The organism is Kribbella sp. NPDC043289, from assembly GCF_056436705.1.
In genome coordinates, this window is the sequence record NZ_JBWKCB010000005.1 from 155324 (window position 1) to 175322 (window position 19999).

21 protein-coding genes are annotated in these 19999 nt (G+C 69.1%); 12 read left to right on the forward strand and 9 right to left on the reverse strand.

What is annotated here, in order from left to right:
• Window positions 1–32: 32 nt before the first annotated feature.
• The 3 genes from AC0662_RS28380 to AC0662_RS28390 all read left to right on the forward strand — a co-directional run bounded on the left by AC0662_RS28380 (window position 33) and on the right by AC0662_RS28390 (window position 2475).
• Window positions 33–833 (forward strand): alpha/beta fold hydrolase, encoded by an 801-nt coding sequence (locus AC0662_RS28380; RefSeq protein WP_452199682.1) that lies wholly within the window; start codon window positions 33–35, stop codon window positions 831–833.
• A gap of 81 nt (window positions 834–914) precedes the next feature.
• Entirely contained in the window at window positions 915–1436 is a 522-nt protein-coding gene (locus AC0662_RS28385; RefSeq protein WP_478304414.1) for a GNAT family N-acetyltransferase, read from the forward strand.
• Window positions 1437–1446: 10 nt separating this feature from the next.
• The gene (locus tag AC0662_RS28390; RefSeq protein ID WP_478304416.1) at window positions 1447–2475 is read left to right on the forward strand and encodes an NADPH:quinone reductase; all 1029 of its coding nucleotides are present in this window, start codon (window positions 1447–1449) and stop codon (window positions 2473–2475) included.
• Here the strand turns inward: AC0662_RS28390 and AC0662_RS28395 are convergent.
• Together AC0662_RS28395 and AC0662_RS28400 are read right to left on the reverse strand one after the other, a co-directional pair.
• A complete protein-coding gene (locus tag AC0662_RS28395; RefSeq protein WP_478304418.1) occupies window positions 2467–3285 on the reverse strand; it encodes an AAC(3) family N-acetyltransferase in 819 nt (272 codons plus the stop codon). The genes AC0662_RS28390 and AC0662_RS28395 overlap by 9 nt on opposite strands.
• A 9-nt stretch (window positions 3286–3294) precedes the next feature.
• Entirely contained in the window at window positions 3295–3774 is a 480-nt protein-coding gene (locus AC0662_RS28400) for an NUDIX domain-containing protein (RefSeq protein ID WP_478304420.1), read from the reverse strand.
• 28 nt (window positions 3775–3802) lie between these two features.
• On the opposite strand from AC0662_RS28400, the gene AC0662_RS28405 reads away from it, so the two are divergent.
• The gene (locus AC0662_RS28405) at window positions 3803–4549 is read left to right on the forward strand and encodes a hypothetical protein (RefSeq protein ID WP_478304422.1); all 747 of its coding nucleotides are present in this window, start codon (window positions 3803–3805) and stop codon (window positions 4547–4549) included.
• On the opposite strand, the gene AC0662_RS28410 is transcribed toward AC0662_RS28405, so the two are convergent.
• Window positions 4515–5873: an FAD-binding oxidoreductase gene (locus AC0662_RS28410; RefSeq protein ID WP_452199671.1), complete on the reverse strand. Its 1359-nt coding sequence runs from the start codon at window positions 5871–5873 to the stop codon at window positions 4515–4517. The genes AC0662_RS28405 and AC0662_RS28410 overlap by 35 nt on opposite strands.
• Before the next feature lie 88 nt (window positions 5874–5961).
• Between AC0662_RS28410 and AC0662_RS28415 the strand changes: the two genes are divergently transcribed.
• Complete coding sequence (locus AC0662_RS28415) at window positions 5962–7191, forward strand: lactate racemase domain-containing protein (RefSeq protein WP_452199669.1); 1230 nt, start codon at window positions 5962–5964, stop codon at window positions 7189–7191.
• A 22-nt stretch (window positions 7192–7213) separates the two neighbouring features.
• Entirely contained in the window at window positions 7214–8665 is a 1452-nt protein-coding gene (locus tag AC0662_RS28420; RefSeq protein WP_478304424.1) for a flavin-containing monooxygenase, read from the forward strand.
• A gap of 218 nt (window positions 8666–8883) precedes the next feature.
• On the opposite strand, the gene AC0662_RS28425 is transcribed toward AC0662_RS28420, so the two are convergent.
• Window positions 8884–10257, reverse strand: coding sequence for a cystathionine beta-synthase (locus tag AC0662_RS28425; RefSeq protein WP_478304426.1), 1374 nt, complete (start codon window positions 10255–10257; stop codon window positions 8884–8886).
• A gap of 77 nt (window positions 10258–10334) precedes the next feature.
• Between AC0662_RS28425 and AC0662_RS28430 the strand changes: the two genes are divergently transcribed.
• Both AC0662_RS28430 and AC0662_RS28435 read left to right on the forward strand, forming a co-directional pair.
• Window positions 10335–11363 (forward strand): SGNH/GDSL hydrolase family protein, encoded by a 1029-nt coding sequence (locus tag AC0662_RS28430; RefSeq protein WP_452199663.1) that lies wholly within the window; start codon window positions 10335–10337, stop codon window positions 11361–11363.
• Between the two features lie 155 nt (window positions 11364–11518).
• A complete protein-coding gene (locus AC0662_RS28435; protein WP_452199661.1) occupies window positions 11519–11749 on the forward strand; it encodes a DUF4287 domain-containing protein in 231 nt (76 codons plus the stop codon).
• Between the two features lie 62 nt (window positions 11750–11811).
• On the opposite strand, the gene AC0662_RS28440 is transcribed toward AC0662_RS28435, so the two are convergent.
• The 3 genes from AC0662_RS28440 to AC0662_RS28450 form a co-directional block, all read right to left on the reverse strand.
• Window positions 11812–12867: a VOC family protein gene (locus tag AC0662_RS28440; protein ID WP_478304429.1), complete on the reverse strand. Its 1056-nt coding sequence runs from the start codon at window positions 12865–12867 to the stop codon at window positions 11812–11814.
• A gap of 99 nt (window positions 12868–12966) precedes the next feature.
• Window positions 12967–13797, reverse strand: a complete 831-nt coding sequence (locus AC0662_RS28445) for a Bax inhibitor-1/YccA family protein (RefSeq protein WP_452199657.1) — start codon at window positions 13795–13797, stop codon at window positions 12967–12969.
• Between the two features lie 141 nt (window positions 13798–13938).
• A complete protein-coding gene (locus AC0662_RS28450) occupies window positions 13939–14688 on the reverse strand; it encodes a DUF4118 domain-containing protein (RefSeq protein ID WP_478304431.1) in 750 nt (249 codons plus the stop codon).
• Window positions 14689–14948: 260 nt separating this feature from the next.
• Here AC0662_RS28450 and AC0662_RS28455 point away from each other — a divergent pair, with 260 nt between their 5' ends.
• The 4 genes from AC0662_RS28455 to AC0662_RS28470 all read left to right on the forward strand — a co-directional run bounded on the left by AC0662_RS28455 (window position 14949) and on the right by AC0662_RS28470 (window position 18133).
• On the forward strand, window positions 14949–15707 hold the full coding sequence (locus tag AC0662_RS28455) for a class I SAM-dependent methyltransferase (protein ID WP_478304433.1): 759 nt from the start codon (window positions 14949–14951) through the stop codon (window positions 15705–15707).
• 15 nt (window positions 15708–15722) lie between these two features.
• On the forward strand, window positions 15723–16085 hold the full coding sequence (locus AC0662_RS28460; RefSeq protein WP_478304435.1) for a VOC family protein: 363 nt from the start codon (window positions 15723–15725) through the stop codon (window positions 16083–16085).
• Window positions 16086–16274: 189 nt separating this feature from the next.
• A complete protein-coding gene (locus AC0662_RS28465; RefSeq protein WP_452199649.1) occupies window positions 16275–17582 on the forward strand; it encodes an NAD(P)/FAD-dependent oxidoreductase in 1308 nt (435 codons plus the stop codon).
• 92 nt (window positions 17583–17674) lie between these two features.
• Window positions 17675–18133 (forward strand): nitroreductase/quinone reductase family protein, encoded by a 459-nt coding sequence (locus tag AC0662_RS28470; RefSeq protein ID WP_452199647.1) that lies wholly within the window; start codon window positions 17675–17677, stop codon window positions 18131–18133.
• 10 nt (window positions 18134–18143) lie between these two features.
• On the opposite strand, the gene AC0662_RS28475 is transcribed toward AC0662_RS28470, so the two are convergent.
• Entirely contained in the window at window positions 18144–18803 is a 660-nt protein-coding gene (locus tag AC0662_RS28475; RefSeq protein ID WP_478304437.1) for a response regulator, read from the reverse strand.
• A complete protein-coding gene (locus tag AC0662_RS28480) occupies window positions 18800–19924 on the reverse strand; it encodes a sensor histidine kinase (protein WP_478304439.1) in 1125 nt (374 codons plus the stop codon). The genes AC0662_RS28475 and AC0662_RS28480 overlap by 4 nt, the downstream gene beginning before the upstream one ends.
• Window positions 19925–19999: the final 75 nt, after the last annotated feature.

A 19999-nucleotide genomic window follows, 5' to 3' on the forward strand; every position in this document is an offset into this window, starting at 1 on the left:
GGCGACAGTCGCCTGACGAAAGGGCTTCATCGATGCATCACCACAGAACGCGGGTGCTGGCGGTAGTCGTCGCCGTACTCGCGGTCCTGATCGCCGCCGTGACACCCGCGGCCGCGTCGTACCGCAGTGGTCCGAAACCGACGGTCGTGCTGGTCCACGGAGCGTGGGCCGACGGGTCGAGCTGGGCGAAGGTCACCCGTCGGCTCATGGACGACGGGTACACGGTCCGCGTCCCACCGAACCCGTTGCGCAGTCTCCCGACCGACGCGGCGACGATCCGAAACTTCCTCGCCACCCTGTCCGGGCCGATCGTGCTGGTCGGCCACTCGTACGGCGGCGCGGTCATCACGAACGCCGCGACCGGCAACCCGAACGTGAAGGCGCTGGTGTACGTCGACGCGTTCGCCCCGAACGAGAACGAGTCGGTCTTCCCGCTGGCCGGTGCGGACTCCGCCCTCGCCGTACCTCCGGAGACTGTCTTCGACTTCGTCCCGAACGGCAGCGTCCTGGACCTGTACCTGAAGCACGACACGTTCGTGAAGTCGTTCGCCTCCGGGGTCCCGCGCTCCGAGTCCGAGCAGCTCTACCCGGCGCAACGCCCGCTCACCCTTCAAGCCGGCAATGACCCGTCCGGCGTACCGGCCTGGAAGACCATCCGGTCCTGGTACGTGCTCGGCACCAAGGACCTGATCATCACCCCGACCGCGCAGAACTTCATGGCCACCCGGGCGCACTCCACCATCACCCGCATCCCGGCCGGCCACCTCGGCCTGATCTCCGATCCCGGCCCGGTCACTCGCGTGATCGAGACCGCGATCCACGCCACCCGCTGATCCGGCGCCGCGGGTCGCCCGAGGTAATTCGGGCGACCCGCGGTCGTGGTCGGGCCTAGGCTGCCCAGCCAGGAGGCCTGTATGGACGACGAGTTGGCGATCCGGCCGTTGCGCGCCGGCGATCCGGCGATGATTGCCGCGGCGATGGACGCGATCGGGTGGAACAAGCCCGAGAGCCAGTACCAGCGGTACCTCGCGGAGCAGCAGGCGGGCGATCGCGACGTACTGGTGGCGACGGTCGACGGACGGTACGTCGGGTACGTGACCGTGCGCTGGGTGTCGCCGTACTTCGGGACCATCCCCGAGATCCAGGACTTCAACGTGTTGCCGTCGGACCGCCGGCGCGGGATCGGGTCGGCGTTGATGGACGCGGCGGAGGCGCTGGTCGCGACGCGGTACCCGGTGGTCGGGATCGGTGTCGGGCTGTACCCGGACTACGGGCAGGCGCAGCGGATGTACGTCCGCCGCGGCTACCTCCCGGACGGGCGCGGGCTGATCTACGACGGCCGGCAGGTGCCGCCGATGGAGTCGATCCGCAACGACGACAGCGCGACCCTGATGTTCACCAAGGAGCTGCGTGCCCGCGAGGACGTCAGCGGGTAGCGTCGGTGGGGTGCGTGCTATCGAGTACTCCGTGACCGGTGAGCCCGACGTCCTGACCCTCGTGGACAGGCCGGTGATCGACCCGGGGCCGGGCGAGGTGCGGGTGCGGATCCACCGGTCGGGCGTCAATCCGACGGACTGGAAGTCGCGCCGCGGCAGCGAGTCCGGGACTCTGATCGACCCGGCTCAGGTGCCGAACCAGGACGGCTCCGGTGTCGTCGAGGCCGTCGGCCAGGGCGTCGACGCGGCGCTCACCGGCCGTCGCGTCTGGTTGTGGGAGGCCGCGTACCAGCGACCGGCGGGCGGCACCGCGCAGGAGTACGCCGTGGTTCCCGTGCGCAACGTAGTGGCACTGCCCGACAGCGCGTCGTACGACCTCGGAGCCGCGCTCGGCGTGCCGTTCCTGACCGCGCACCGCTGTCTGACGGTGACCGAGGATGGGCCGGACCATCTCGGTCCGGGCAAGCTCGCGGGCCGAACGGTGCTCGTTGCCGGTGGCGCCGGTGCGGTCGGCAACGCGGCGATTCAGCTGGCCCGGTGGTCCGACGCGACGGTGATCACCACGGTGAGCAGCCCGGAGAAGGGCAATCTCGCCGCGCTCGCGGGTGCCGATCACGTCATCGACTACAAGCAGCAGGACGTGATCGCCGAGGTGCATGCCATCGCACCGCACGGAGTGAACACGATCGTCGAGGTGTCCCCGGCGGCGAACGCGGCCATCGACGCCGCGGTGATCGCGCCGCACGGATCGGTGGCGGTGTACGCGACCGACGGCGGGCCGACGATGGAGCTGCCGGTGCGGACGTCGATGGTGCCGAACGTTCGCTGGCAGTTCGTCCTGCTGTACACGGCTCCGGAGTCGTGGCGGCCGCGCGGGCTGGGCGATGTCGCCGCCGCGGTCAAGGCCGGCGCGGTGGGTGTCGGGCCGGAGGCCGGGCTACCGCTGCACCACTACGCACTCGATCGGGCCGCGGAGGCGCACGCCGCGGTCGAGCAGAGCGTCGTCGGCAAGGTCCTGATCGACGTCAGCTCAGACTGACGCCAACCGCTGCTGGATTGCGGCCGCGCAGCGGCACTCAGGGTTGTCGGTGCAGAGCAGAGCCGCGGGGTCGGCGAGGACGAGTTCGCGAGTCGCGTCCAGTACGGCCTGTTTGGAGATGCGGCGTACTCGCGCCTGACCGATGCGGACTTCCTTGGTCGCGGGACGCAGTACCGGCTCGATGGCGTCGAAGTGGTGGCTCTCGCCGGGGATGTTCGGGAGCTCGACCCACAGCCCGTCGGCGGATTTCGCGTAGCGGTAGAAGCGCGAGCGCCCGAGGTACTGCTCGGCGAGATGGATCGTGGTGTTGGACGTGTGATCGACACCGAGCAGCAGTACGTCGCCGTTCAGCGCCTCGATCGAGCCCAGCGGCCAGTCGGGGCGCTGCGCCGCCAGCAACCGTTCCGCGGCGGGACCGGCAGCCTGGTAGGCGAACAGCGGATGGGCGGTACGCCGCGGCGCGCCCGTCTGCCGGAACACCTCGGGAATCCGCCCCAACCAGCGGTCGATCGGCAGATCACCCCGGAAACTGGTTGCCTGCGACAACTGTTCGTCGAACTCGGTCCAACTCGCCGCGTTCTCGTAGCAGTTGTCCGGCCGGACGAGCCCCGGCGGCGCCGGCAACCCGGTCAGATCCCAGGTCCCGGCGGGCATCATCACGGTCCCGCACACCTCGGTCAGCGCCGCGCAGACCGCCTCCGCGCCACCGTCGACGTACCCGAACGCACTGAGCGACGAGTGCACGAGCACCTCGGACGTCCCGTCCAGCCCGAGCTGCCGCAACCCGTCGACGATCTCCGCTGCTCGCATCACCGCAATCTAGAACGCCTGGAACAGCCCTGTCTCCCGAAATTCGGCGTGCAGCCGGAGCACCACCTCAGTCGGTGGGTGCAACGGACCTGGCGGAGCAGCGAAGAACCCGGCTTCGAGGACCTCGTCCTCGCCGGGGCGTAGCGCTCCGGTCCACCGGCGTGCCTCGAAGCAGAGGGCGAAGCACTGCACCACGTCACCGTTCGGATAGGTGAGCGTGTGTACGTCGGCCTGCGACAGGCTCGCGAACGGGACCAGTTCGGCCTCGTCGACGACCAGCCCGGTCTCTTCCTGGAACTCGCGAGCGGCCGCGGACCGGAAACTGTCACCGGGCTCAGCGCCACCGGCCGGGAGCTCCCACAGTCCGGAGTCGCGGCTCCGCTGGAACAGGATGCGGTCGTTCGCATCGATCGCGAGCACCTGGGCTCCCGGAAGCAAGAGGAGGCGAGAGCCCACGTCGCGACGGAGCTGGGCGAGGTAGGAGTCCACCAGTGAGAGGGTAGGACCCGTGGACTGGGTGAGGCGTCGGGCGGGCTGGTTGCTGGGGTTGGGGCTCGCGGGCGGTCTGGTGTGGACAACGGTGGTCACGTTGTCGATGCCCGGCTGGTTCGACCCGAGCGCCGACTGCGCGAAGAGGTTCGTCGGCGAGACGGGCGACGCGGTGGTCCGCACCAGCTGGTTCCCGCCGTCCGCGAGCTGCGTGTACGGCGATCACGTCCGCCAGTACATGTCGACGACCCGCTCCGTCGTCCTCTCGATCACCGGCGTACTGCTCCTGGTCGTGATCGTCGCCGGACTGATCCTGACCGTACGGCGACTGCGCGGCGACGCCGGACCGATCCGGCCGGTCGGCACCGTCGACCTGCGCAAACGCCAGATCAATCACCTGCTCTTCGGCGCGCTCGACGCCCTCATCGTGTTCGCCGTCCTGACGTTCCTGAACGCGGCCGCGATCGTGTTCGGCGGGCTCCCCGGAGGCGTCCTGTTCATCGTGACCGCGCTCGCCGGTCTGAGCGGGTTCGGCGTCACGCTCGACCGGCACATGGGCCCGCTGCCGAGCAGCGCGCTCGACTCCCGCCGCCGCGGCACGATCGCCGGCGTCGCGACCTTCGCCGTCGTGTTCGTCGCGACCGCGGTGACCGGCCAGCTCCCGTTCTTCCGCTTCTGGGCGGCCCCCTTGGCCGCGATCGCGTACGTCGTGATCGCCGCGGTGCAGTGGTCGCGCGCGACTAACACCGCCACTCAGGTTCAACATTCTGATTGAGGTGGAAGACGTTCTCGGGGTCGTACTGGCACTTCACCCGGGCTAACCGGTCGTAGTTCGCGGCGCCGAACGCGGCGATCATCCGGTCCCGGCCCTCGTGCCCGACGAAGTTCGGGAACACATGCCCGGTCGACCACGGCTCCAGGTCCAGGCACACGTCCCGCACCCAGCGGATCGCCCGGTCGTCCGAGCACGGATGCGTCCAGGCCGCGAACGGTCGCGCCACCCAGGCCGCGTCCCGGTACGCCTGCGGCCACTCCCCCGAACCACGGCGTACGGCGCCTCCCCAGGGCAGCATCGTCTGCTGCGACGGTGACGGTGTGACCATCTCGCCGACCCGATCACAGAACGCCCGTACGGCGGGATCCGGCAAAGCGGACAGATGCTCGGCGGAACAGTAGCTCCGGAAGCCGGCCGGGCTGTCCAACGCGGACTGCAGTTGGGCGTACGGCAGCTCCGCCAGGAACGTCCCCTCGGGCGCGAGCTCGAACATCGGCGCGAACACGTCACGGGCTTCGGCCGCGCCACCGACGTACACCGCGACCGCCATCACGACCGGCTGCGCCACCAGCGCCTCCGGGACGAACCCGAAGGCCGGCGCGGTCAGGAACACGACGCCGCCACCGAGCTCCTCGGGCGCATCCTCGTCGATCAGGTCGCGGTACGTCCGCAGTACCGAAGGACCAGCCACGGCCGGCCAGACCAGCACCGCCAGGGTGGTCGTCACCACCTGCGTGAGCCGGAAGGTCAGCGCGGTGGCCACCCCGAAGTTCCCGCCACCGCCGTGCAGCGCCCAGAACAGCTCGGTGTTCTGGGCCTCGTCGGCGATCACCAGCTCCCCGTCGGCGGTGACGAGCTCGACCGAGACCAACGCGTCGGACGCCAACCCGAGCTTCCGTTCCAGCCAACCGGAGCCGCCGCCGAGGGCCAGTCCCGCGACCCCGGTCGACGGCACCCGCCCGCCGGTCGTCACCAGGCAGTGCGGCTGTCCGGCCCGATCCAGATCACTCCACGTCGCACCGCCACCGACCCGCGCGAGTCGTCGGTCGGGGTCGATCTGCACGTCGTACATCCGGCGCAGGTCGATCACCAGCCCGCCGTCGCTGACGCCGTCCCCGGTGATCGCGTGACCACCGCCGCGCACCGCCAGTTCGAGCTCGTTCGCGACGCCGTACCGGACAGCGGCCTGGACGTCGGCGGCGGTCTCGCACTGCGCGATCAGCGCCGGCTTGCGGTCGACCATCGCGTTGAAGACCGTCCGTGCCTCGTCGTACGCCGCGTCTCCTTCGCGCAGCAGAACGCCCCCGAACCCCGTGGGTCGCATGATGCATCCCCCTCACTCCCCCAGTGATCCCCTGATCGTCCGTCGTCCCCCGGTCCCGGTCAACGTCCGCAGTGGGTAGGGTCGAAGCGTGACTGGTGCGGCGGTGATCGGTGGTGCGGGGCAGGTCCTGACCGAGGACGAGGTGACGTCGTTCGTTGGTGGTGCGCTCGCGGGCGCCGGGCTGGAGGGCCGCAGCGTCTGCGTGATCGTCCCGGACGCCACCCGCAGCTGCCCGCTACCGCTGCTGCTGAAAGCCGTCACCGGCGCGCTGGAGGGCCGGGCCAGCAAGGTCACAATCCTCGTTGCTCTGGGCACCCATGCGGAGATGACGCCGGAGCAGCTGCGCAAGCACCTCGGCGGTGACTACCCGAACGCGATCAACCACGAGTGGTGGAAGCCGGACACGTTCGTCGACCTCGGCACGATCAGCTCCGACCGGGTCGGCGAGATCTCCGACGAGATGCTCCGCGACGAGGTCCCGGTCCAGCTCAACCGCGCTGTCGTCGAGCACGACGTCGCGCTCGTCGTCGGGCCGGTCTTCCCGCACGAGGTGGTCGGCTTCTCCGGCGGCAACAAGTACTTCTTCCCCGGCGTCGCCGGCCAGCAGGTCATCGACTTCTCGCACTGGCTCGGCGCCCTGATCACCAGCGCGAACATCATCGGTACGCCCGGCATCACCCCGGTCCGCGCCCTCATCGACGAGGCCGCCGCCCTCATCCCGGCCGAGAAGCTCGCGCTCTCGGTCGTCGCCCAGTCCGGGACGGACTCGCTGCACGCGATCGCCTTCGGCGACACCACGTCGTCCTGGGCCGCGGCGGCCCAGATCTCCGCCCAGACCCACGTCCGGTACCACGAGCGCCCGGTGAAGCGCGTGCTCTCCGTGATGCCACCGAAGTACGCCGACATTTGGACCGCCGCCAAGGGCTTCTACAAGCTCGAGCCGATCGTCGCGGACGGTGGCGAGGTGATCCTCTACGCGCCGCACGTCACCCAGATCGCCGCGATGCACCCGGAGATCGAGGAGATCGGCTACCACTGCCGTGACTACTTCCTCGGCCAGTGGGAGAAGTTCCGCGACGTGCACTGGGGTGTCCTCGCGCACTCCACCCACCTGCGCGGCGCCGGCACCTGGGACCCGGTCAGCGGCGAGCACCTCCGGGTCCGGGTGACGCTGGCGACCGGCATCCCGGAGGACGTCGTACGCCGGGCCAATCTCGACTATCTCGACCCGGCGAGCGTCGACATCGCCGCGTACGAGGCCGACCCGGACACGTTCGTCGTCCCGAACGCCGGCGAGACCCTCTACCGGCTGCGGTGACCCGCCGGTAACCTCTGGCGGTATGGCCGACGTCGTCATCATCGGGTCCGGGTTCGCCGGACTGTGCATGGGGATCAAACTCCGTCAGGCCGGGTGCGAGGACTTCGTCATCCTGGAGAAGGCGGACGAACTCGGCGGCACCTGGCGGGACAACACCTATCCCGGCTGCGCCTGCGACATCCCGTCGTACCTCTACTCGTTCTCGTTCGAGCAGAACCCGCGGTGGACGCGGATGTTCGCGCCGTGGGACGAGATCCTCGCCTACCTGAAGCATTGCGCGAACAAGTACGGGATCGCGGACAAGATCCGGTACGGCGCGGAGGCCACCGAAGCCGTCTTCGACGAGACGACCGGTCGCTGGACCGTCACGGTGAACGGCGACGAGACGATCGAGACCCAGGCGCTGGTGACCGGCGTCGGCAGCCTGCACGCGCCGAAGCTCCCGCAGATCCCCGGCCTCGACTCCTTCGCCGGTACGACGTTCCACTCCGCGCAATGGGATCACTCGGCGGACCTGCGCGGGCGGAACGTGGCGGTGATCGGGACCGGCGCGTCGGCGATCCAGTTCGTACCGCAGATCGCGCCGCAGGTGGCCCAGCTGGACGTGTACCAGCGGTCGGCCCCGTGGGTGACGCCGAAGCCGGACCGTTCGATCGGCAGCTGGGAACGCAAGCTGCACGAACGCTTCCCGGCCGGACAGCGGACGATCCGCAACGTCATCTACTGGGGTCTCGAAGGCCGCGGCGCCGGATTCGCGGGCAACCCGAAGCTGATGAAAGGCCTCGAGCTGCAAGCGCGACGGCACCTCCACAAGCAGGTCACCGATCCGGAGCTCCGTGCGAAGCTGACCCCGGACTACCAGATCGGCTGCAAGCGTGTGCTGATCTCGAACGACTACTACCCGGCGCTCACCCGGCCGAACGTCAGCGTCGTCACCACCCCGATCGCACGGGTCACCCCGACCGGCGTGGTCACCACCGACGGCACCGAGCGGTCCTGCGACACGCTCGTGCTCGGCACCGGGTTCGCGGTCTCGGCCAACCTGACCCGGATGCCGATCCTCGGCAAGGACGGTGTCGACCTCGCCGAGCACTGGAAGCGCGACGGCATCGGCGCGCACCTCGGCATCACCGTCGCCGGGTACCCGAACCTGTTCCTGCTGGTCGGCCCGAACACGGTCCTCGGCCACTCCTCGATGGTGTTCATGATCGAGGCCCAGGTCCGCTACGTGATGCAGGCCCTGCACCTGCTCCGGCGCCGCGCCGCGACGTACCTCGAGGTCCGCGAGGAGGCCCAGGAACGGTTCGTGGACTCGATCCAGGGCGAGCTCGGCGACACCGTCTGGCAGTCCGGGTGCACCAGCTGGTACCTGGACGCAGCGGGGCGCAACTCGACGATCTGGCCGGAGTGGACCTGGTCGTACTGGCGCCGTACCCGACGACTCGATCCGGCGGACTTCGCCGTCGTCCATTAGGGGAAGCCCGGACTCCTCTAGTAGGAGTCCGGACCCTCGGATGTACGACCTTGGGATGAAGGAAAGACCGATCCGGAGGCCGATGTCCGGCAGGCTCCGGCGGAGCACTCTTGAGACATGGACATTCTTCAGATCGCAGGAGCGGCAGTCGTGGTGATCGGCATCGTCCTCACCGCACTGATCGCCATCATCCCGTCAGTCGTCGACCGCTAACCGACTCAGTCGGCGGAAAGATGGACCAGCAGGTCCTGCCGGGTCAGTACGCCCACCGGCTTTCCGTCGTCCAGGACCATCAGGGCGTCCCGACCCTCGAGCAGCTCGACCGCCTTGGTCACCGGTTCGCCGGCGCCCAGGGACGGCAGCGCCGGGTCCATGTGCTGCTCGACGATGTCCGCCAGCCGCGCCTTGCCGGAGTACAGGGCATCCATCAGCGTCCGCTCCGACACCGCGCCGGCCACCTCGGCCGCCATCACCGGCGGCTCCGCGCGGACGACCGGCATCTGGGAGACGCCGTACTCGCGCAGGATGGCGACCGCCTCGGCGATCGTCTCGTGCGGGTGGGTGTGCACCAGCGGCGGCAGGCTGCCGTCCTTGCCGGCCAGCACGTCACCGAGCGTGGTGCCCTGCTTGGCGTGCGCGAGGAAGCCGTACTGCGCCAGCCAGTCGTCGTTGAAGACCTTGGTCAGGTAGCCGCGGCCGCCGTCCGGCAGCAGGACCACGATGGCGGCTTCGGGGTCGTCGAGCTCGTGCGCGAGCCGGATCGCGGCCGCGGCCGCCATCCCGGCCGAACCGCCGACCAGCATGGCCTCCTCGCGGGCCAGCCGCCGGGTGAGCGCGAACGAGTCCGCGTCCGACACCTCGATGACGCGGTCGCAGATATTCCGGTCGTAGGTCTCCGGCCAGAAGTCCTCACCGACACCCTCGACCAGGTACGGCCGGCCGGTGCCGCCGGAGTACACCGAGCCCTCCGGGTCGGCGCCGACGATCTGGACGCGGCCGCCGGACACCTCCTTCAGGTACTTGCCGGTGCCGCTGATCGTGCCGCCGGTGCCGACGCCCGCGACGAAGTGGGTGATCTTCCCCTCGGTCTGCTCCCAGATCTCGGGCCCGGTGGTCTCGTAATGCGAGCGCGGGTTGTTCTGGTTCGCGTACTGGTTCGGCTTCCAGGCGCCCTCGATCTCGCGGACCAGGCGGTCGGACACGTTGTAGTACGAGTCCGGGTGCTCAGGGGCGACCGCGGTCGGGCAGACCACCACCTCCGCGCCGTACGCCTTGAGCACGTTCCGCTTGTCCTCGCTGACCTTGTCCGGGCAGACGAAGACGCACTTGTAGCCCTTCTGCTGCGCGACCATTGCGAGCCCGACGCCGGTGTTGCCGGACGTCGGCTCGACGATCGTGCCGCCGGGCTTGAGCTCACCGGAGGCCTCAGCGGCCTCGATCATCCGGACCGCGATCCGGTCCTTCACGGAGCCGCCCGGATTGAAGTACTCGACCTTGGCGAGCACGAGGGACTTGGCACCGTCGGTGGTCTTGGACAGCCTCACCAGCGGTGTGTTGCCGACGAGGTCCAGGAGAGAGTCTGCGTAGCGCACGGTCTTAACTGTAGTGATATGCGTGGCATTCGGTAATTTGGCTTGCTTGTCCGTGACTGCGTGTAATGCTTGTACTTGTGAGTAGAGCCAGGGCAGCGAAGAAGCTGGCCCAGGCCGCAGCCTTCGGGGGCGGGGGACTCGGACTCATCGGTGCCACGTTGTACGGCGTACTGACCGCTGAGGCCGAGTACGCGAAGCGCGTGATCGGACCGATGCGCTACTACCCCACTCCGGGCGACGGTCTGTACGGCCGGCATCCAGGACATCCGATCACGTTCGCCATGCTCGGCGACTCGAGTGCGGCGGGGTACGGCACCGACTCGCCGGACGAGACGCCGGGGGTGTTGCTCGCCTCCGGGCTGGCCGACCTGGCCGACCGCTCGGTCCGGCTGGTCGACGTCTCCAAGACCGGAGCGAAGTCGACCGATCTCGCCGCGCAGGTGGACACCGCGCTGCTGGCCGGTCCGCACGTCGCCGTGATCCTGATCGGCGCGAACGACGTGAAGGCGAAGATGTCGCCGTCGACCTCGGTCCGCCTGCTCTCCAACGCCGTACGCCGGTTGCGCGCCGCGAACTGTGAGGTCGTGGTGGGCACCTGCCCGGACCTCGGGGTGGTTCCGCCGATCGTGCCGCCGCTGCGGTGGGTCGCCCGGTCCATGAGCCACCGGCTCGCCGCCGGCCAGACCATCGCGGTGGTCGAGGCGGGCGGCCGGTCCGTCTCGCTCGGCTCGCTGCTCGGCGAGGTGTTCCGTACCAACCCGTCGATGTGGGGCCGGGACAACTTCCACCCGTCAGCCACCGGGTACGCCGCCGCGTCCGCCGCACTGCTGCCGTCGGTGGCGGCCGCGATGGGTGTCGGGCCGGAGTCGTTCGTGCACCCGGAGCCGTTCCGTGGCGAGGCGATCCTGCCGATCGCGGAGGCCGCCGTCCAAGCGGTCCGCCGCGCCGGGACCGAGGTCGCGGCCACTGAGGTGGCCGGTCGCGAGCGTGGGCCACGGGGCCGTTGGGCCGCGTTGCGGCACCGCCGGCGGCACCCGAAGGCCGAGGTCGATCGCGTCGACGAGCCCGCGGAGGCGTCCCCCGAGACGGTGCCCGTCGGCCAGTAACTCTCGCAGTAGTGGGGGATTCGCCGGAGTGCCGTGGTTGTTGCTGAACTTGAGCGTCCGCTGAGCGGGGACTTTCATGTCGGGAGTCTTGCCTCCGGGCTGCCAGGTGGTGCACAGTCGATAACTACGCGGTACCCCGATGACGGGAGGCGAAGATGGGCTTGAACCACTCTGAGGAGACGCATCAGCGTTTGGTGGAGGCTGTGCCCAGATGCACCGGACGCGCAATGACCGAGTGGTTCCAGCTGATGAACGACGGACCGTCGTTCCTGCGCTTCGACGACAGAGTGCGATGGCTCTCCAGCGAGTACGCACTCGCTCATGGGCACGCGACCGCCATCGTCCACGAGTACGACCTGGTCAGAGCGCACCGGCGAATGGGCTGAGCCGCTAAGGAGACGAACTCAGAAGACCTGCCCTTTCAGGTGGAGGGGCAGGTCTTCTGCGTTCAGCCCGCCGTGATCGCCACCTCGTTCCCCTCCGGATCCGCCACCAGGTAAGGGTTTTCGGCCAGCACCCGCCCGCCCGCTGACAACGCTGCCTCGACCCGCGCCGTCACCAGCTCCTCCGGTACGACGAGTTCGAAGCGCACCCGATTCCGCTGCGACCGCGGTTCGTTCAGCTGTTGAAAGAAGAGCACCGGGTTCAGCCAGCGCGGGTCGTAGATGTCGGTGACATGCGGCCGCGTGTCCTGCTCGTAGCCCAGGAACTCCGTCCAGAACCGCCGTACCGCGGGGACGTCCATCGCGTCCAGCCCGAACTGCACGAACCGCAGCGGCGCCGGATCCGCCCGCAACCCCAGCTCCCGCGCCGCCTCCTCGACCGCCTGTGCCAACGCGACGAACTTCGGGTCGGCCCCGTCCTCGCCCTCCCACCGATCCTTCGCGCTGTCGACGGTCACGCCCTCCGGCCGTACGTCGATGCGCAGCGCGATGCCCGCGGCGTCGGCCAGCTCCGCCGCCTTCGTGACGAACGGCGCCGGCGTGGCGGTCGGGTAGAACACCATCGCCGCGAACAGCGCCTGCCAGTCATTCGTTCCGGGGAGCGGATCGCCCGGGACCAGGTCGATCTCGTTCCCCTCTTCGTCGGCCACCATCACGCCGAACGCACCGGACGGCTCACGCCCCGTCGCCTCGTAGGCCTGCTGGACCACGTCCGACGGACGCACCACGTCGACGTGGATCCGGTTCCGCAGCGGCCGCGGCGTGTCCAGTCGCCGTACCGCGAAGCTCGGAGTGCGGTGCAGAGGGTCCTCGAGGGTCGCTGGGTAGCCGAGCGCGAGTTGCCAGAAGGACTGCACGGCGGGCGGATCCGTGGCCTCGAGGACGACGTTGAGCGTCTCCGCGGGCGATGGCGTCAGACCGAGTTCGCGGGCCGCTCGGGCGATCTCGTCGGTGACGTCGCGCACCTGGACTCCGTCGGCGCGGATGTCGAGGGCGGACGTCGTGGTGATCAGCGCGGCGCCCGCGGTGTGCGAGGGAGCGTCGTACCAAACGGTGGTCATGGAGACACCGTAGAACCGGAACCGGACGAACGGAGTCCGGAAAAGCCGGAAGGGCCGGCCCACCTGGACCGGCCCTTCCGTAGATCTGCTTCCGCGGGGTCAGTCGCCACCGCGGAGGATCGCGAGGATCCGCAGGATGTTCCAGTACAGCCAGACCAGCGTGACGGTCAGGCCGAACGCGGCCCGCCAGGCCTCGCTCTGCGGGGCGCCCTCGCGGACCCCGCGCTCGACCAGGTCGAAGTCGAGGATCAGGTTGAACACCGCCAGTCCGGCGCCGAGCGCGGCGAACAGCAGGCCCATCGGGCCCATTCCGGAGATCCCGGTGTTCAGGCCGAACAGGCTGAGGAGCAGGTTCACCACGAGCACACCGGCGAAGCCCATCGTGCCGATGATGACCATCTTGGTGAACTTCGGCGTCACCTTGATCGCGAAGTACTTGTACGTCGCCAGGGTCAGACCGGCCGTGATCATCGTGGCCAATACGGCCTGCACGATGATGCCGGAGTCACCGACCCAGCCGGCGATGAACTTGCTGCCGATCCCAAGGAACACGCCCTCGGCGACGGCGTACGCCATCAGCAGCGCCGGGTTCACCTTGCGGGAGAACGACAGCACCATGGCGATCGCGAACGCGACCAGCGCGCCGGCCAGGAACACCGGCGAGACCAGGGTGTCCGGGACCTTGTACCAGGCGAGCGCGGCGGCTGCCACGACCACACCGAGGGTGATCGCGGTCTTGACGATCACGTCGTCCAGCGTCATGGGGCGGCTCGCGGCCGGAGCCCCCTGGTACTGCTGCTGCGGCGGCATACCCGATCCGCCAGAGCCGTAGGGGCCCGACTGACCGTACGGAGCGGCCCCCGGATAGGCCTGGCCCTGGCCAGGCGCGAACGCACTCGACCGGTTCAGCACCGGGTTACTGCTCTGCATGTCTTCCTCCTGATGGCCCACATCCGGGGCCGTAGCGAGATACTACGGTCCCATCCTGAACAACATCTGAGAATCCCGTAGACATTCCGCACCGAAAATCAATCGCTTTCCGATGTATTTCCCGGCAATACAAAGGCGGGATCAGGCGTGCCGGTTGATGGGCTCCTGGGTGGACAGGGCGGCACCGACCTGGTCGGCCAGGGCGACCGCGACCAGGCGTTGTTCCAGGTCCGGGCGGGCCACCCGGGTGGCGGCAGTCAGCAGGAACCGGCCGCGGGTCTCACCGGCGTGCTGGACGGTGAGCTCGATCTCGGCGTTCGTCGGCAGGCCGTCACGCTCGACCTTCAGGACGTGTGCGCCGCGCGTCACCGAACCGTCCGGGTTCAGCCGCGGGACGTGGGTCTGATTGCTACCGGCAATGAACTTCACGCCGTCGATTCCAAGGACAGCGGTCAGCTCGGCGCGCACCTGCTCGATCAGGTCGTCGGCCGAGGCGCCGGTCGCGACCGCCTGCGAGGTGGTGATCACGCCGTCCAGGTAACCCCGCCGCCGGGACGCCTCAGCTTGTTGCCTGCGGCCCCAGATCGCGATCTGCGTGACCGCGAGGCCGATCACCAGCAGCAGCACGGCCTGCTCCACGTCGTTGCTGTTGTCGATCGTGAAGCTGTCGTACGGAACGGTCAGGAAGAAGTCGAACCACACCGCGCTGGAGATCGCCGCCACCACGCCGGCCAGCCGGATCCCGAACGCCGCGACGCCGACGATCACGACCACCAGCAACAGCGCGGCGTTCGCGTTGTCGAAATGTTCCCGGAACGGGATCAGCAGCGCGCAGACCGCCGGGGGCGCGAGCAACGAGGCCGTCAGGACCGGGGCGCGGTAGTTCTCCACACCCCTATTGACGCGCACTATCCGACCCGGATCAACAGTTCTCACAAAGGTCTGACGTCCAAAACCCGGTGGTCGGTCCGCCGGCGTCGACCTAGTGTCCTGAGTCGGAGGTTCGGCGAGTGATTTCGGTGGTCAGGTGCGTGCATCGCGGTGCGTGCCTGGGCGCCGAAAGCGCCGTCGAACCTCCGACTCAGGACACTAGGTCGAAGTACGACCGCCTCGGGCTCGTGCGGGGCGGCGGTGACGACGAGGAGGACTTGATGGAGTTGTCGAAGGCCGCGGAGCAGAACCGGCTGTGGAACGCGGACGTCGCCGCCCGGTACGACACGCCGGGCAGCGGGATGTTCGCGGCCGACGTGCTGAGGCCGACCGTGGATCGGTTGACCGAGCTCGCCGGCGGTGGGCGCGCGCTCGAGCTGGCGATCGGAACCGGGCGGGTCGCCGTACCGCTGTCGGAACGCGGGGTGCCGGTGAGCGGGATCGAGCTGTCGACCGCGATGCTCGACCAGCTGCGGACGAAGGCCGACGCGGAGACGATCCCGGTCGTCGTCGGGGACATGTCGACGGCCCGGGCGCCGGGTGAGTTCACGCTCGTCTACCTGGTGTTCAACACGATCTCGAACCTGCTCACGCAGTCCGAACAGGTCGCCTGCTTCCGGAACGCCGCCCGCCACCTCTCCCCCGGCGGGCGCTTCGTGATCGAGCTCTGGGTCCCCGAACTCCGCCGTCTCCCGCCCGGCATCCCCGCGACGGTCGGCATCGCCGATCCCGGCTACATCCTGCTGGACACGTACGACGTACTGCAGCAGCACGTCGTCTCGCACCACTTCCACTTCGGCGAGGGCACCGAGGCACAGCTCGACCGCACCCCGCACCGCTACATCTGGCCCGCCGAACTCGACCTGATGGCCCAACTGGCCGGCTTCACCCGCGAGTCCCGCCACGCCGACTGGAGCGGTTCCCCCTTCACCGCCGACTCGCCGTCCCACGTCACCACCTACCGACTCCCCACCACATAACGCAGGCTGGTGGGCATGATGTTCACTCATCTCGCCCCCGTCCTGAACGTCTCCGACCTGGCCGCCGAGCGCGCGTTCTACGAACGACTCGGACTGCCGGTGATCTACGAGGGTGAGGAATACCCGGACTTCATCGCGTTCGGAACCGACACGGTGCACTTCGGCATCCAGCAGGCGCCGGCGCCGAACGATCCGCCCAGCGTGCTCACCTGGCAGATCGCGGTCGCCGACGTCGATGCTGCCGCCGCACACTGCCGCGCGGCCGGGCTCGACTTCGAGGTCGAGCAGAACGACCCGGCGCCCGAGTGGAGCTACCGGCGCCTGTTGCTCCGCACGCCGAGTGGGTACCGGCTGGCCCTGGAGGGGCCGACCGAGTAGTTCTTGCGGTTGTGTCTCGGCCCTGGTGGGCACGGGGTCTGGGGTCGACTATGAGGGGATGGTGGGTCCCTCGGGTGGGGGATGTTCGGTGGGTGAGATCACCCGCTAGGGGGTTTGTGAAATCTTTCACGAGCCCTTAGCGTTGAAGTGAACATGAAGTCGGAGAACCACTCAGGGAGAGTGAACCGCATGACAGCCCAGGTGCCGCACATCCTCGTCGTCGGAGGCGGTTACGTCGGGATGTACACCGCGTACGGCCTGCGCCGCGCGGCCCGGAAAGGCAAGATCCGGGTCACCGTCGTGGACCCGCGGTCGGTGATGACCTACCAGCCGTTCCTGCCCGAGGCGGCAGCCGGTTCGGTGGAGCCGCGGCACGTCGTGGTGCCGCTGCGCAAGACCCTCAAGGGCTGCCGCGTGGTGACCGGCCGGGTGACCGGTATCGACCACGCCCACAAGGTCGCCAAGGTGCTGCCCGAGGAGGGCCCGGAGTACGAGCTCGCCTACGACCAGATCGTCGTCGCGCTCGGCTCGATCGCCCGGACCCTGCCGATCCCCGGCCTGGCCGACGAGGCGACCGGGTTCAAGAACGTCGAAGAGGCCATCGCGCTGCGCAACAAGGTCCTGGACCGGCTCGACGTCGCGTCGTCCCAGCCCGACCCGGCGCTGCGCAAGTCCGCGCTCACCTTCGTCTTCGTCGGCGGCGGGTACGCCGGTGTGGAGGCGTTCGCCGAGCTCGAGGACATGGCCCGCTACGCCACCCGCTACTACGACAACATCAACCCCGAGGACATGCGCTGGGTGCTCGTCGAGGCCACCGGGCGGATCCTGCCCGAGGTGGGTGAGGACCTCGGCAAGTACACCGTCGATGAGCTGCGCAAGCGGAACATGGACGTCAAGCTGGAGACCCGGCTGGAGTCCTGCGAGAAGGGTCACGTGATCCTCAGCGACGGCGACGAGTTCGACGCCGACACGATCGTCTGGACCGCCGGCGTGAAGGCGAACCCGGCGCTCGCCGCGACGGACTTCCCGCTGGACGAGAAGGGCCGGATCAAGACCCTGCCGAACCTGCGGATCGAGGATGTCGACGACGCCTGGACCGCCGGTGACAACGCCGCCGTACCGGACCTGACCAGCGAGACCGGTGCGTTCTGCGCCCCGAACGCGCAGCACGCGGTCCGCCAGGCGCGCCAGCTCGCGGCGAACATCCTCCGGGTCGTCGACGGGGAGCCGCCGCAGGACTACAAGCACAAGTACGTCGGCTCGGTCGCGAGCCTCGGCCTGCACAAGGGCGTCGCCCAGCTGTACGGCGTGAAGGTGAAGGGCTGGCTCGCCTGGTTCCTGCACCGGACGTACCACGTGTCCCGCGTGCCTACGCTGAACCGGAAGGCCCGCGTCATCCTCGACTGGACGCTGGCGCTGTTCTTCCGCCGCGAGGTGACCAGCCTCGGCAGCCTGCAGACGCCGAACGAGGAGTTCCGCCGGGCAACGCAGTCCTGACCCACCACTGATCAGCCGGGCCCCCAACTCGCCGGGGGCCCGGCTCTTTTTCGTTGTGTCACCCTTGATTCCAGGAGTGTCTGGAGGGGGACATGAGTACAGCGGACCGTGGGGCATGGGTGCCGCCGCACTGGGTGAAATGGCTGGCCTGGAAGATCCATCGCGGCATCTACAAGATCAGCGGAGGCCGAGTCGGCCTGTCACGGCCCCGGGACCAGCGGTACGGCATGCTGCGTCTCACCGTCACGGGCCGCCGCACCGGCCAACCGCGCAGCGTCATGCTCGGGTACTACGAGGACGGACCGAACCTGGTCACGCTCGCGATGAACGGCTGGGAGGAACCCGAGCCCGCCTGGTGGCTGAACCTGCGCGCTCATCCCGAGGCGGAGGTCGTGCTCACCGACGGGACTCGGGCGGTGCTCGGCCGTGCGGCCGAGGGCGAGGAGCGGGTGCGGTTGTGGGAGCGCTGGCGGGAGATCGACCAGCACCTCGACGCCTGGGCGGCGCGACGCTCCAAGCCGACCGCGGTCGTCGTTCTCGAACCGCGCTGATTCCTGAGGGCTAGCCGTGTAGCAGGTCGGCGTCGTGGACCAGTAGGGCGACCTGGACGCGGTTGTTCAGGTCGAGTTTGGTGAGGATGCGGGAGACGTGGGTCTTCACGGTCGGGACGCTCAGGTAGAGCGTGGCGCTGATCTCCGCGTTCGACTTCCCCTCGCCGACGGCGACGGCGATCTCACGTTCGCGGTCGTTCAGTGCCGCGAGCCGCTCGAGGGCCTTGGTCTTGCGGTTGTCCTGACCGGAGTCGGCGACGCGGGTGATCAGGCGTTTGGTGACCGCGGGTGACAGAACGGGCTGGCCGGCCGCGACCCGGCGTACCGACTCGACGATCTCGGCGGGTGGGGTGTCCTTGAGGACGAACCCGGCCGCGCCGGCGCGGAGCGCGCGCAGGACGTGTTCGTCGGCGTCGAAGGTGGTCAGGATGACGACCTCGGGCGCGCCCGGACGACGGCGTACCGTCTCGGTCGCGGTCAGACCGTCGGTGCCGGGCATCCGGATGTCCATCAGGATCACGTCCGGCGCGAGCTTGTCGATCAGCCCCTGAACGCCGGACCCGTCCCCGGCCTCGCCCACCACGCGGATCTCCTCGGCCCCACCCAACATCAACTTCAACCCGGCCCGCAGCAGAGGATCGTCGTCAACAATCAGCACCCGAATGGTCACGGCGCCCACGGTAACCAAGCGAAGAGGCGGAAGTCGCCTTCGGGGGTGCGGCCGTGTTCGACGCGACCTTCTACCAGGGAGGCGCGTTCGCGTAAGCCCTTCAAACCTTGGCCGTCTCCTCGCCTGCGGTCGGGAGCCGGGTTGCGCAGCTCCACGGACAATCCGTTGCCCGGGGCACCGGTCACGCTGATCGTGACCGGCTCGCCCGGCGCGTGCTTGACCGCGTTGGTCAGCCCCTCCTGAACGATCCGGTACGCCGTCCGTCCGACGTGCTCCGGCAAGGCGCCAGGCGCGTCGAGCGTCAACTCGACCGGAATACCCGCCGCGCGCGACCCCTCCACGAGCGCGGGCAGATCCGCGAACGCCGGCTGCGGCAGCTCCCCGACCGGCGCCCGCAGTACGCCGATGACCTCGCGAAGGTCCTGCAGCGCCTGATGAGCACTCGCCCGGATGATCTCCGCGGCCCCCGCCACCTCTTCCGTCGACGCGTCCGACCGGTACGCCAGCGCACCGGCGTGCACGCTGAGCAACGACAACCGATGCCCGAGTACGTCGTGCATCTCGCGAGCGATCTCTTCCCGGGCCCGGAGCTGCGCCTGCTCCGCCTGCAGCGTCGCCACGGTCTCGGCGCGATCCGCCCGGTCCCGCAACGTCTGCAGGAGCTGGCGGCGGGACCGGATGTACAGCCCCCAGCCGGCGACGGCGACGTACATCGCCACCGCAGCGATGAGGATCGCCATCGGGTCGTCCTGCTTGTTGCGGACGTCGATGTAGATCAGCAGTGCGACAGCGTTGATCGCGAAGATGAACAGCGTGGTCTTGAGCGGCCGGTAGATGGCGACGCTCAGGATCAGGATCATCCCGGCGGCACCGGCGGCGTCCGAGAAGGTCGCGATCACGGCTCCGGCGACCGCCAGTTGCACCGGCCAGCGGCGACGGAACCAGAGGCTCAGGCACAACGCCATACCCGCGATGAAGTCGAGCGCGAGTAGTCCGGAGCTGACCGGGTCCTTCTCGCCGTCGTCGTACAGCAGGAGGCTGAACAGCACCGCGACGACGAAGATGACGCTGTCGACGATCCAGTCGCGGGTACTGCGGCGACGGCTCGTGGACTCGGTCATGGATCGAATGTAGCGGTGCGTAAGCGTTCTCCGGGCCGATCCCGGGTGTCCGGATACCGAAGTCGGTGCGGTCGG

Coding starts and splice junctions, on each gene's coding strand:
- AC0662_RS28380 (WP_452199682.1), top strand. CDS start 33: ATGCATCACCACAGAACGCGGGTGCTGGCGGTAGTCGTCGCCGTACTC.
- AC0662_RS28385 (WP_478304414.1), top strand. CDS start 915: ATGGACGACGAGTTGGCGATCCGGCCGTTGCGCGCCGGCGATCCGGCG.
- AC0662_RS28395 (WP_478304418.1), bottom strand. CDS start 3,285: ATGCGAGCAGCGGAGATCGTCGACGGGTTGCGGCAGCTCGGGCTGGAC.
- AC0662_RS28410 (WP_452199671.1), bottom strand. CDS start 5,873: ATGCGACCCACGGGGTTCGGGGGCGTTCTGCTGCGCGAAGGAGACGCG.
- AC0662_RS28420 (WP_478304424.1), top strand. CDS start 7,214: ATGGCCGACGTCGTCATCATCGGGTCCGGGTTCGCCGGACTGTGCATG.
- AC0662_RS28435 (WP_452199661.1), top strand. CDS start 11,519: ATGGGCTTGAACCACTCTGAGGAGACGCATCAGCGTTTGGTGGAGGCT.
- AC0662_RS28440 (WP_478304429.1), bottom strand. CDS start 12,867: ATGACCACCGTTTGGTACGACGCTCCCTCGCACACCGCGGGCGCCGCG.
- AC0662_RS28445 (WP_452199657.1), bottom strand. CDS start 13,797: ATGCAGAGCAGTAACCCGGTGCTGAACCGGTCGAGTGCGTTCGCGCCT.
- AC0662_RS28455 (WP_478304433.1), top strand. CDS start 14,949: ATGGAGTTGTCGAAGGCCGCGGAGCAGAACCGGCTGTGGAACGCGGAC.
- AC0662_RS28460 (WP_478304435.1), top strand. CDS start 15,723: ATGATGTTCACTCATCTCGCCCCCGTCCTGAACGTCTCCGACCTGGCC.
- AC0662_RS28465 (WP_452199649.1), top strand. CDS start 16,275: ATGACAGCCCAGGTGCCGCACATCCTCGTCGTCGGAGGCGGTTACGTC.
- AC0662_RS28470 (WP_452199647.1), top strand. CDS start 17,675: ATGAGTACAGCGGACCGTGGGGCATGGGTGCCGCCGCACTGGGTGAAA.
- AC0662_RS28480 (WP_478304439.1), bottom strand. CDS start 19,924: ATGACCGAGTCCACGAGCCGTCGCCGCAGTACCCGCGACTGGATCGTC.